The sequence below is a fragment of the Candidatus Roseilinea sp. NK_OTU-006 genome, from assembly GCF_012931985.1.
Classification (GTDB): Bacteria; Chloroflexota; Anaerolineae; order J036; family Brachytrichaceae; genus JAAFGM01.
In genome coordinates, this window is the sequence record NZ_JAAFGM010000014.1 from 61231 (window position 1) to 71703 (window position 10473).

Sequence of the window (10473 nt, forward strand, 5' to 3'; positions counted from 1 at the left end):
CCCTGTCTTCATCGGCCCAACATGCCGGCGCCAAAGCACACAGCGATTTGAGCGGCAAACGAGTGATGATTCACTGTTGTGTGTTGCCACATCTTACTCGCTCTCGCTCCTTTTGGTGTAAGGGTGACATTGCGAAGATCGGTTTTGCAGCACAGACCAAACGGGGCGGATAAGAGACATCCGCCCCGTTTGGTGGGCACGCCTTATTTATTGCATCGGGTGTAACACAACAGGCAGATACACACGCGGCGTCAGCTCTGGTGGACGCATGGCAATCGGTATGAAGGCGCGCCACGGCATGATCTCGACCTCGCCTGCCTGACGGGTCAACGCGGTGTTGCGGTAGCTCACCTGCATCGCGTTGACCACCGTGTAGGACTGGGCCAGCGACGTATTCGCCCCAGCGCGCACCGTCACCGTCATCACTACCTGCTCGCCAGGCGGCACGCTCACGTTCTGCCACACCAGCACACCGCCGCTAGTCGCGTCTGGCGTCGGAGAGGCTGCTTCCAACGTCAGCCGTCCGTCCAGCACGTCGGTCACCGTGGCCGTCGCGGTCACGTTCCCGCTGTTGCTCAGCGTCAAGGTGTAGGTGATCAGCTCGCCCACCCGCGCCATCGCTGCACTGCCGACCTTGGCCGTCTCGATATTGTCCAAGTCGGGCCGGTCCTCACTGTCGCACGGCAAGTCCCAACACTCCACCGGCCTATCCGGCCCCAAGTTGTCCGCCGTCCAGGTAAAGCTGTTGACCACAGTCCCGGTGGCGCTCACCACAACGGCATATACTGTGACCTCCACCGACTGGCCGGCCGGCAAGCTGGCGCAGCTCACCTGAACCGTGTTGCCGGCGCTATTGTCAACGCAGCCGCTCGGCACGCTGACACTGCTCAGTTGTAACTGTGATGGCAGCACGTCGGTGATCAGCAAGTTCGTCAGCGCCACGCCGGTCTGGTTGGTCACCGCCAACGTGTAGGTCACCGGCGCATTCTCGCTCAGTTCACCCACGCCCAGCTTGCGCCCGGTGCTGCCCCGCTGTGGATCGCTGCTGCCGCACGGCGCATTCGCGCAGTCGTTCGACACATTATCGGGCAACGGCCATTGCTCCGCCGTCCAACGGAAGCGGTTGACCAACGTCTGCCCTGCCGCCTCGGGTTGCACATGCGCAGTAAAGACCACGCGGGCTGTGTCGCCTGCAGACAACGCAGCACACAGTATCTGCACTGTGTTGCCCGTGCTCTGATCGGTGCACCCGGCGCTCACGCTCTCCACCGCTACCAACACCAGACCGGCCGGCAAGCTGTCGGTGATGCGCACGTTGGTCAGCGTGATCGCATTGGTGTTGGTCACCGTGAGCGTGTAGCGCACGGTGTCGCCCACATACAGCCCGCCGTTGTCGGTCGCGTCCTCAGCCACTTTGTCGGCCTGCAACGGCCCAATCGGCGGCTCCGGAGGCCAGTAGGGATCGTCGTTGTCACACGGCGCATTCACACATCCACCCGGCAGGTTGCCATTGCCTTGATCGCTGCTCCACGTAAACGTGTTGGTGATTGTCTGGCCGGCGGCAGAGGCATTGACCGTCGCCGTAATCACCACGACCACACCCGCCGATGGTGCTACCTCAGGGCACAGCACAGCAGCCGTGTTCCCGCTGCTCTGGTCGGTGCAGGTCGCCGGCGGCTGTACACCAGCCAGCGTGAGCTGGATCGGCAACACATCGGTGATCCGCACGTTGGTCTGCGTAATGGCCATGGTGTTGGTGAAGCGCAGGGTATAGCGCAGCGTGTCGCCTGTGAAGAACCCATCGTTGCTGGTGATGTCCTCGCCTCGCTTGTTCAGCCGCGCCTTTGGCTCCGGCTGAGCGCTGCCGCACGGGGCGTTGACACAACTGCCGCCCGGCTGCTCGCCGGCCAACTCATCCGCACTCCACGTAAAGGTATTCGTAATGTTTTGCCCCGCCGCCGTCACCGTCGCCGTGAACACCACCCGCATCGCTTGGCCAGACCCCAGCGCCGGACACAAACCCAGCACCACGCCGCTCGACTCCCCGGCGTTGCACCCCGCCGGCGTCACCGATTCGATGCCGTTGAACTGCAGACCCACCGGCAGCACGTCGGTGATGCGCACGTTGGTCAGCGTGATCCCTGTGTTGTTCGTCACCGCCAGCGTGTAGCGCACCGCGTCGCCCACGTACAACCCGCCGTTCGCATCCAGGTCTTCGCTCACCTTCGCCACCGGCGTGGCGTCGTTCTGCGCGCGATAGCCATACCGAACATGACCGGCCAGCGGCGCCACCACGTTCACCGCCTGCACATACGCCTGCCACCCCGGCGCCACCAGCGCCTGCCCGCTAAGCTGCGGCGCCGTCACCACCCACGTCCCGGAGATCAGCCCTGTGAACGTCACGTAGCCGGCCGCGTTCGTCGTGCCCACCAGCACGCTCACCCCGTTGCTGGCCGTCACCGCCTGGCCGGCAAACAGGCTCGCCGTCGCTGCCGGGTTGTCCGCGTTGTACAGCCGCACCACCATTCCCCCGCGGCCATCTGCAATCTCCGAGCAGCGCAGCACAAACGCCGCCCCGCCCGAACCACCCGCCGGCACCGTCACCGCCACCGGGTTGACATTGCCGGGCGCCACCAACTCCAGCCCCGCATCCATCAGCGTCACCGTATACACCCCAGGCTGGCTCACCTCTGTCGCCCAGCCGCCCCCGCCATCGGTCGCTTCCAGCGTGTTCAGCCCAGGCCCTTCTACCATGAACGGCGCCAGCGGGAACGGCTGTCCATCCTCGCACTGCGCATCCACCCACAGATACTGTGTGTCCTGGTTGCCGATGTAGCGCAGCCCAAAGTGAATGTCTGTGAAGTCGCTGCCGATCACCGCCAGCCGCCGCCGTTGATCCGGAGTCGTCCGCACATAGCCGGCCGGCGTCTCGATGCTGACCGTGTAATACCCGGTCGCCTCCAGCCCACCAAAGCTGTAGTTCCCCAGCGCGTCGGTCGTGGTGGTGCTGATCGCGCTCGTCGGCTGCGTCAGCGTCACCGGCACCGCTGCCACGCCGCTCTCGCCCCCATACTGCCCCAGCGGCGCCACGTCGCTATACACCCGCCCCGCAAACACCGATGTGGAATCCACGCTGAACGGGTAGCTCGCGCTCGCCGCGCTCTGGTTGCCCGCCCGGTCAATCGCCACCACCCGCGCGATGTAATTGCCATCGTCCAGCGCCACATTCACCGTCCCGTTTGTCGTCGGCGCCGTCACGTCATACTGCGTCACCATGCTGTTGTCCGGGCGCAGGATGAACACCCGATATGTCTGCACCCCAGACCCAGTGGCCGGCTCGCCCGGATCGGCGCTTGCGCTCCAGGTCACGTTCGGCGTGCGGCTGTTGGCCGGCCCCACGCTCAACACCGCCGGCGCGTTTGGCGCCACCGTGTCGTAGAAGAACGTTGCATCGTCGGTTGTCCCGCCTGGATCGGCCTCGACGTTGCCCGCCTCGTCCGTCACCTTCGACGCCACATACCAGCGCCCCTGCCCCGGCGGCGTCCAGCTCATGCCGTTGCTCAGCGCGCCGCTGTCCGTCCACGGATCGGTTGGGCCGGCGCGGCGCAGCAAGCGCACCACGCTGAACGGGCTGCCGCCGTCGCCGGTGGGCGCGTAGAACAGTTGCGGCGGCGTGTTGCGGTATTCCGGCGTAATCGCCCCGATCGCCGTGGCCGGCGCCTGCGTGTCGCGCTGGATGGTCACCGTGTTGCTGTTCCCGCTCACGTTGCCGGCGTTGTCCACCGCGCGCGCCACAATCGTCGTCCCATGCCCGTAGCCGCTCACATTGCTCGGACACGCGCCCCACGCCCCGCCGTTGATGCTGCACTGGATCGCGCTCACGCCAGACGGCCCGTTGTCCCCATTGTTCCCCACGTTCAGCGTGCTCGGATTCCAGCTCCCCGCACTGAACCCACTCAGGCTCAGACTCGGCGCGTTGGGCGCAGCGCTGTCGCGGTTGTAGGGCGAATAAGAGTAGTTCACGCACGTGTTGTTCCGGTTACACGCCGTGCCGCTCACCGTTTGCCCCCCCTGGTTAGGGTTCAATGTGTGACCATAGTTCTGCGAGGCAGACCCATTCGGCATCAACGCTTCGTTGTCGGTGCAGGTCACCGTCACGCTCGTGTTGCCGCTCACCCATGATCCTGGATTCGGAGCAGGGCTGACCGTGCATGTCGGCGCAGTTGTGTCTGGGTTGTAGTTCACCGATGCGCCGCCCAGCCGGCGATATCCATTGCTCCCTTCGTTCAACCCAAACAAGGCTTGGAAGTAACGCGCGCGTGGCGCACCGGGGATGCTCAACGTCCCATCGCTGTTGCATGTGCCCAGGTAGCTCCAGCCTGGCGCAGCGCTGTCCCAGATTCGATAATACACATCCAAGTTGCCGGCGCCACTGCCGTAGGTTTGCACCCCTGAGCAGGTAACCGATGTCCACTGCGCGCCGAAACCGCCATCTATCACCGAGCTGGCATATTGGCCCGAACTAGTGGCTGCGGCCGAGTTGAGATTTTTCAGGTAATTGAGCGTCATCTGAGTAGCCGAGGTTTGTCCGCCATAGGCATTCACATTGACCAGATATCCGGAGCCAACCAGCAGCGTGCCGGCCGGAGCTGTGCCGACGTATTGCTCCATCTTAGTACCGCCGTAAGCATCCCAGTCATTGACCACAGCGTTAGCGCAACGAACATAGCCATCTACGCTGCCATTCCCATTGACTGCCAGACGGTAAGCAACACCATATGTTGCGTAATTCGGGCAGGCATCCACTGGAGCAGACGCTTGAACTAAACCTCCTGCATCCCAACGCATGCGGGCTTGCACCAATCCGGCGTTTGGCACCATCACCTCTACCGCCACCCATCGTGCTGGGGAAAGATGCACCTGATTGACTCCAAAGACGGTAATGGATCCATTGCCAAGGATCAAGTCTCCAGTATTTAACCGATACTGTAGAACGAGATTGGGCGTTCCCAGAATCGAGACGCCCGTTGCGCCACCCAAACATCCGCCAAAACAGGCTGCTGCGTTGTATGCTGTTGAAAAGTGCCATCCGGTTTGACCGCTGGGCGGCGAGTAAATCCGCAAGGCGCCACCGGTGAACTGTACCGATCCACCTGAGATATTCGTTGCCCGCCAGGAGTTGCTGCCGCCCCCTTGCAGCGCCTGGATGTTCAAGTCTGGCGCAGGAATGCCGTTCCCAAACAGGAAAGTTTGAGGGGCAAGCACGCGTGCGCTGCCTGAGCCACCCCAGATTGTCTCCAGGTAGCCGCTCACCACAGAGCCGCCCGGATACAACGTGGCCGACGCCGCCGGCGCCTGGGGCGCCGAGAGCGCCGGCCGGGCCGGCGTCGCGCCCCACACACTGGCCAGCAGCACCCCGCCGGCCAACACTAAACCCAATCGTCGTCGCGTTTGCATTGCTTTTACCTCCTTCGGCATATCTAGCCTGTTCTTAGCAGCGCAACCGCTGCACATCTTTGAGCGATGGCCCGCCTGCGCAGCCATCACGCGACAATCTAATACCTTCAGGCGTGGCAGCGCAAGGTCACAAATAGGACAAAATCAGGGCCAAAACCGGACATCGTCAATTCGATTCCCCTTGTCACCCACAGGCATACGTTAGGGCTGCCTAAACTGCGACGGTCGCAATGTGTTGCGCCCCCATGCCTGCACAATCACTGTCATCGTGGCGTTCGGCACTTCGGTGTAGTTGGCCGGGTCCGGCCCAAACAGATAATTCATTGCCTTGCTGCCCCAGGTTCGCCACGGCTCCCAGGTCGAGTCCCACACCCAGATCGCATAATTCATGCCGCGCCGCTCGAAGTCATCCATCTGGTCGCGCATAAAGTCCGCTGCGCCCGGCGACCAGCGTGACACCCCAAATTCGCTCACGGTTTGCGGACCTGGATGCTGCGCAGCAAATGTGTCCAGCCGGCTGAAATAGTTCGCTATCCATCCCCAGTTGAACGTGTCCGGCTGGTTGTCCCAGTCCACATCAAACACACCTGGGTAAGGCCGGTTCGCGCCGACCGGTTGGTGCGTGTACAAAAACGGCATGTACTGATGCACCGCATACACCACGCGGGTCGCCGTCACCGGCTGCAAATATGGCAACCAAAACACCGACCCCCAGCCCATCCCGCTCAACAGAATGGGCGTATCGGCGTCCACTTCGCGAATCGCCTGCACAATGGGCCGGTGCATGCGGTTCCAGTCATACGTCGTCTCGGCATACTGCGGATAGAACTGCTGCGGATCGTAGATGTCCAACGCCACTTCATCCGCGTTCGGCTCCACCATGATCTCGTAGCCCGCCACCACCGGATGTCCCCGATAGCGTTGGGCCGTGTGCCGCCACATCTGCACCCAAGCATCCTGCGCCGCTTGGTTAGTCCATACATCTTCGATCAGCAACTCCGGCGGATACCACACCCCGGCGCCGTCGCGGTAAAACGTGAAGTCGCTGCGCCCCGGCCCGGTACGAAAGGCAATCACCGCAAACAGATCGGCCAGCCGCGCTTGCTCTAGCAGTTGATCCAGATGCGTCTGCGCATTGACATCGAGCTGATAGGGCGGGCGCTCGGTGAACAGGCCGGGCACCGACAGCACCACATAGTTCGCGCCCAACTGCGCCAGGCGGTTAAAGTCTTGCTGGGAATAGGGCGGGCCGATGTAGCCATCCCCCAGATAGTTTTGGTCCAGGGCAGGCACGCGAATGCGTTGCCAAATGTCCGCGCCGCGCAGTTGCGCGCCGTTCGTCCACAACGCCCACTTGTTCAACACAGGCCGCGTGTCGGTGACGGCAGCCCCAACCAGCGGCGCCCACGCGCGCGGCACGACAGTCGGTCCCTGGGCCGGCCCGGCGCGCCCCGCCTGCACAGTGGACGACGCGTTTGCCATCAGCGACGCGCCGGCTGCTGTGCTACATGCTGCCAGCACCAGTGACACCAAAATCAGTATGTTCTTCATCTTCACGTCCGGAATAACACGTTGGGTTTGAGCAAGCCAACTCATGCGATAAAAAATATGCTGTCAAATAGCGTGCAGAATGTCCAGCGCATTTTGCTCACAGTTTGATCACAATTTGCACTCAGGCGTTGCCCCCTCGCCGACGCGCCGCGGCAACGAATGGTTTCCCCTCGTGCGCGGCGTATGTCCCCCACTTCTCAGGATATTGGTCTACAATGAGTGTCGTGCGGGGATGACTGATTGCGCCAACAAAATGGCCACAAACCATACGACGCACCGCAAGACCCTGCCAAGACGCTCCGGCGCAGAAGATGCCGTAGAGGACATCTATGGGCGCAAATCGCTGCGTCGCTTGCTGCGCGCGTGGCACAACCCGGCCGAACTCAATGCGCATCCGCTGGCGCGCAGCCCAATTGTTGCTCAACGCCGGCAGGCACGCGGAGAAGACGCCCCAACTGCTCTGCGTGGAATCGTGCTGGAAGCGATTGCACGTCTGCGGCCGGCCGGCGCACCCACCACACCCCCTGACCGCGCCTGGCGCGGCTATATCGCACTGACCGAACACTATCTGGAAGGTCGCGCGCTTGAGGACGTGGCGCGCATGTTGTGCGTCGAGGCAGTCAGTTGCCGGCGCGCGTTACAACAAGCGCTCGACGCGCTGGGCGATCTGTTGCGCAGGGCGGATGCGCCATCCCCGGCCGGCCCACTCAATACCGCCCCGGCCCCGCACGGGCCGTTCGTCGGGCGCCAGGCGCTGCTTGAACTGGCCGACTCGCTGCTGACGTTTGGATGCCGCCGGCTGGCGTTTCACGGTCTGCCGGGCAGCGGCAAAAGCGCCTTGCTGGCGCATCTCGCGAGCGCCCCCTTTCTCAGGAAGCACTATCCCGACGGCGTGCTGTGGGCTACCCTTGGCCCACAACCAGACCTATCGGCAATCCTGACAGAGTGGGGCCAAGCGCTTGGCGTCGGCCTGCACGACCTCGAACACTCCAAGACGCCGCACCAAGGCGCGCAAATCGTGCGTCAGGCGCTCGGCACACGGCGGTTGGCATTGGCGCTCAATGATGTCTGGGACATGGCGCACGTCGAGCCGCTGCTCGTGGGCAACGCGCAATGTGTTTACTTGCTCTCCACCACACTGCCCGAACTGGCCGTCAATTTCGCCGAGGCGCGCGGGTGTATCGCTATACCTGATCTGAGCTTGGAAGACAGTCTGTTACTGCTGGACAATCTTGCGCCCGGCTTGCTGGCCGACCACTACGACGACATGCGCGCGCTGGCCGAAGCATGCGGTGGGTTACCGCTGGCGCTCACCCTGGTCGGGCACTATCTGCGGCACGAATCTCACGCCGGCCAGCCGCGCCGCGTGGCAGCCGCGCTGAAGGCCCTGCGCGACGCGAAGGCACGCCTGGCCTTGCGCCTACCGTTGGGCACAGATCGTCTGACAGCAGGCAACGCCTCACTGAGCGAAAGCATTGCGCTGAGCGTGTCCATTCTGCCCGAGGCGCACCGTCAAGGACTTCTGGCTCTGTGTGAATTGCCGGCCAAACCAGCCGTCTTTGATGAAGAGACAGCCCTGAGTGTGTTGCGCGCGGTCATCGCCGACACCCCATCAGCCCTGGCTACCCTTGACCGATTGGTGGATAGCGGCTTGATCCAGCATGACAACGGTTCTTACAGCATTCACGCGGCCATCCGCGACTGGCGCTTGGTCGAGCCACACGCAGCCCAGGCGCACATCAGCGAGCGCGCCCGCCGCGCGCTGGTTGAACACACCATGCGCGTGGTGTACTCGCCGGCTCAATGCCCGCTGACCCCCGCACAATGGACAGCCGCCCTGACCGCTGCTCAGATATCTGTTGACCTGGACTGGCCCGAGGCAGCCGCGCACTTCTGTCAGACATTGTTCGACTGCCTCGATCGACGTGGGGTGCGCGCGCTGGCTGAGCGCCTGCTGAATGTGGCCGAACGGCAGCTCCACTTACACGGGCCGGCCGAGCGCTGCCAGCTTGATATTCAGCGCGGACGGGTGTTGCTTTGGCATCATGACGTGGCCGGCGCGATTGCACAGCTTCAACAAACGGTTGAATATGCCCGCTCTGAAGCGCCGCAGGCGCTGCCGACTGCGCTGGCAACACTGGCGCAGGCGCATTGGCTGGCCGGCAACGCCCGGCAAACCGTAGAAATCTGTGATCAGGCGCTTGACTTGACTCCCTCCCCGGACCAGGCTGCGTTGCGCTTACAGATTCTACACACACGCACAGCCGCCTTGGGCCAGCTCGGCCGCCATGACGAGGTCGAATCCACTCTCGTGCAAAGCGCGAGTTTGGCCCACGCGCTTGGGCAGCCGGTGGCAGAGATCAACGCACTGCTTAATCTGGGTGCTTTGCTGCGGCAGCGCAATGACCACGATGAGGCCAGCCGGCATCTGCAGGCCGGCCTGGCCCTGGCGCGACAGATTGACTTTCGCGATCGCATCGCCTACGCGCTCATCGCGCTGGGTGTGATCGCCGTGGACAAACACGACTACGCACAAGCCCAGGCCTACTACGAGGAGGCGCGCGCGATTGCCCATGATCTGGCCAGTTTGCACAACCTGACGCTGGTGGAACACGCGCTCGGTGTATTGAACATGCGGCAGAAACGCTGGGAACAAGCACACAGCCATCTGCTTCAGGCGCTTCAACTGGCTGAGCAAAACAGGCTGACCTGGCACAAGGCCAGCGTGCGAGTCGAGTTGGGCGAGTGCTGCCTGGCACAGGGCCAGATCGCCGAGGCCGGCGCAATCTTTGCACACGGCCTGGAAATTGCCGGGCAGAATTACTACCCAGATTTGGCTGCGCTTCACCGCTTTGGGCTGGCGCGCGTTCAGGCCTATCAGGGTGATTGGGTCGAGGCGGGCCGGCTTGCCCAGCTTAGCCTGAGCGACCTTCGCACGCTCGAACACTATCGCGCCGACGAAGTGGCCGGCTGGCTGGAGGCGCTTCAGCACCCTGAGACACGCCAGCCGCACGCCGTTTTGCCCAACAGCGAACCTTCTACTCCGGCTTGAAAAGAGCAAAGGGCGGTCATGCACGACCGCCCTTTGAACCCCAACGCGCGTCCCAACGCATGGGAAACGGGCACGCACAAGGCGCGCCCCAACAACGCAACGCACCCTTACGGTCTCATCACCGCCGGCACATACGCCCGCCACGGCGCGACGTCCACCGCCGGCGCGCTGCGCGTGATCTCACCATCGTGCGCGCCGATGGTCACGCTGTTGTTCAGCACGTAGCCGCCCGGCAGCGGCCCGCTGCCCGCCCGCACCGTCACCGTCAGCACCACCGTGCCGCCGGCCGGCACCACCACATTGCTCCACACCAGCGTCTGCCCGCTCTGCGCGTAGCCCGGCGTCGCGCTCAGCAGCGTCGCGCTCACCGCCAGCGTGTCCGTCACCCGCGCCGTCACCGGCAGGCTGCCGCT

Annotated in this window: 4 protein-coding genes; 1 reads left to right on the forward strand and 3 read right to left on the reverse strand. The window is 63.5% G+C overall.

Translation table 11 applies throughout. From position 1 onward, the window contains the following. Positions 1 to 207 precede the first annotated feature (207 nt). Both GXH28_RS09255 and GXH28_RS09260 read right to left on the reverse strand, forming a co-directional pair. Positions 208 to 5457 (reverse strand): DUF7507 domain-containing protein, encoded by a 5250-nt coding sequence (locus tag GXH28_RS09255; protein ID WP_169238740.1) that lies wholly within the window; start codon positions 5455 to 5457, stop codon positions 208 to 210. A 201-nt stretch (positions 5458 to 5658) separates the two neighbouring features. Continuing rightward, positions 5659 to 7008 (reverse strand): glycoside hydrolase family 5 protein, encoded by a 1350-nt coding sequence (locus GXH28_RS09260; RefSeq protein ID WP_169238741.1) that lies wholly within the window; start codon positions 7006 to 7008, stop codon positions 5659 to 5661. 253 nt (positions 7009 to 7261) lie between these two features. Between GXH28_RS09260 and GXH28_RS09265 the strand changes: the two genes are divergently transcribed. Further along, positions 7262 to 10060: a tetratricopeptide repeat protein gene (locus GXH28_RS09265; protein WP_169238742.1), complete on the forward strand. Its 2799-nt coding sequence runs from the start codon at positions 7262 to 7264 to the stop codon at positions 10058 to 10060. 107 nt (positions 10061 to 10167) lie between these two features. Here GXH28_RS09265 and GXH28_RS09270 read toward each other — a convergent pair. Further along, on the reverse strand, positions 10168 to 10473 hold a 306-nt coding region (locus tag GXH28_RS09270; RefSeq protein ID WP_169238743.1), incomplete at its 5' end, for a hypothetical protein.

Coding starts and splice junctions, on each gene's coding strand:
- GXH28_RS09255 (WP_169238740.1), bottom strand. CDS start 5,457: ATGCAAACGCGACGACGATTGGGTTTAGTGTTGGCCGGCGGGGTGCTG.
- GXH28_RS09260 (WP_169238741.1), bottom strand. CDS start 7,008: ATGAAGAACATACTGATTTTGGTGTCACTGGTGCTGGCAGCATGTAGC.
- GXH28_RS09265 (WP_169238742.1), top strand. CDS start 7,262: ATGGCCACAAACCATACGACGCACCGCAAGACCCTGCCAAGACGCTCC.